Origin of the sequence: Jiangella rhizosphaerae (genome assembly GCF_003579925.1) — a bacterium.
GTDB lineage: Bacteria > Actinomycetota > Actinomycetes > Jiangellales > Jiangellaceae > Jiangella > Jiangella rhizosphaerae.
On the sequence record NZ_QUAL01000271.1, the window covers coordinates 1 to 2,125 of the forward strand.

At 69.2% G+C, this 2,125-nt stretch carries 2 protein-coding genes; both read left to right on the top strand.

The window, feature by feature from the left end; genetic code table 11:
* The first annotated feature begins 99 nt into the window (after nucleotides 1–99).
* A complete protein-coding gene (locus DY240_RS23130) occupies nucleotides 100–972 on the top strand; it encodes an ABC transporter permease (RefSeq protein ID WP_119662122.1) in 873 nt (290 codons plus the stop codon).
* A gap of 59 nt (nucleotides 973–1,031) precedes the next feature.
* Entirely contained in the window at nucleotides 1,032–1,913 is an 882-nt protein-coding gene (locus DY240_RS23135) for a carbohydrate ABC transporter permease (protein WP_119662123.1), read from the top strand.
* Nucleotides 1,914–2,125: the final 212 nt, after the last annotated feature.

Genomic DNA, 2,125 nt, shown 5'->3' on the forward strand with positions numbered 1-2,125 from the left:
GCCGGCCGGGCGCACCGGCCGCGCCGGTCCCGGCCGGCGGGGGCGAGCGCACGGAACCCGCGGACGTCGCGGCGGGCGCGGTTCCGCCGCGACCGGTTCCTGCTGTTGCTCGGCCTGCCCGGGCTGCTGGTGGTGCTGCTGTTCAACTACGTGCCGCTGCTGGGCAACGTCATCGCGTTCAAGGACTACCAGCCCTACATCGGCATCTACGACTCGCCGTGGGTGGGGTTCCGGAACTTCGAGGTGATCTTCAACGGCGACCCGGCGTTCGTCAACGCGCTGACGAACACGCTGGTCATCTCGTTCGTGCAGATCGTGTTCGTGTTCCCGGTGCCGATCGTGCTGGCGCTGCTGCTGAACTCCATGATCGGCGAGCGGCTCAAGCGGGTGGTGCAGTCGGTGCTGTACCTGCCGCACTTCATGTCGTGGGTGGTGGTCGTCGCGATCTTCCAGCACATGCTGGGCAACGCCGGCCTGCTGAACAACTTCCTCCGCTCGCACGACTGGGCAACGCTGTCGATCTTCGGCAACCCCGACATGTTCCTGACGCTGATCACGTCGCAGGTGATCTGGAAGGACGCCGGCTGGGGGACGATCATCTTCCTCGCCGCGCTGTCGCGGGTCGACATGGAGCTGTACGAGGCCAGCGCCGTCGACGGCGCGTCGCGGATGCGGCAGCTGTGGCACGTCACGCTGCCCAGCATCCGCGGCGTCATCGTGCTGCTGCTCATCCTGAAGCTCGGCGACGTGCTGACCGTCGGCTTCGAGCAGATCATCCTGCAGCGCCAGCAGGTCGGCGCCGACACCGCGGAGGTGCTCGACACCTACGTCTACTACAACGGCGTCATCGGCGGTAACTGGGGCGTGTCGGCGGCGGTCGGCCTGGTCAAGGGGCTGGTCGGCGTGGTTCTGGTGCTGGGCGCCAACAAGGTCGCGCACCTGCTCGGCGAGAGAGGGGTGTACTCCAAGTGACCGACACCATCATCCGCGAGGACCGTGGCGGCCGGTCCGGCCGGTCCGGCCGGCCGCGCATGGTCGCCGGCACGCCGCGGCCCGGGCTGCCGATCCGCGGCCTCAAGGGCGTCGTCCTGCTCATCGCCTGCGCCCTGGTGATCCTGCCGTTCCTCGCCGTCGTCTCGACCAGCCTGGCCGACCAGCAGCAGGTCACCGAGGCCGGCGGCTACGTGCTCTGGCCCGACCGGCCGAACCTCGACGCCTACCGGGCGATCCTGTCCGGCGGCGTGGTCACCCGGGCACTCATGGTGTCCATCGGCATCACGGTGGTCGGCACGGCGCTGTCGCTGACCTGCGTCACGCTGCTCGCCTACTCGCTGAGCCGGCCGGGCAGCTTCCTGCAGAAGCCGGTGCTGCTCACCGTCCTGTTCACGCTGTTCTTCACCCCGGGCATGATCCCGATGTACCTGACGGTGCGCCAGCTCGGGCTGCTCGACTCCTACTGGTCGCTGATCCTGCCGACCATGGTGGGCGCGTTCCAGGTGATCATCATGCGGGCGTTCTTCCAGGAGATTCCCGGCGAGCTGATCGACGCCGCCCGCATCGACGGCGCGAACGAGCTGCAGATCCTCACCCGGGTCGTGCTGCCACTGTCGAAGGCGGTCATCGCCGTGATCGGCCTGTTCAACGCCGTCGCCTACTGGAACGCCTTCTTCAACGCCGTCCTGTACATCAACGACACCGCGAAGTGGCCGCTGCAGCTGGTGCTGCGCACCTACGTGGTCGACAACGCCGCGCTCGGCGTCGACACCGCGGACATCGCCGGAACCGTCATGCCGCCGGCGCAGTCGCTGCAGATGGCCATCCTCGTCATCAGCCTGGTCCCCATCGCCCTCGTCTACCCCTTCCTGCAACGCCACTTCGCCAAGGGGATGCTCATCGGCGCGGTCAAGGGCTGAGCCGCAGCCGTCGCCGTCCGCCCCACCCGTCCGGATCTGGTCACACCCGCCGGGCGCGTACCCCCGCGCGCCCGGTCGTCTCGCCACGCCCTCACGAAGGAGTGATCGCCATGAGCACAGGTGACCGCACGATCAGCCGCCGCGGGCTGTCCGCCCTGGGCGTCGCCGGCCTGGCCGCCGCCGGCGGCGCCGCGCTGGCAGCGCCGGCCGCC

Bases quoted from the DNA above. Each gene is read 5' to 3' on its own strand.
- DY240_RS23135 (WP_119662123.1), top strand. From the start codon at position 1,032: ATGGTCGCCGGCACGCCGCGGCCCGGGCTGCCGATCCGCGGCCTCAAG.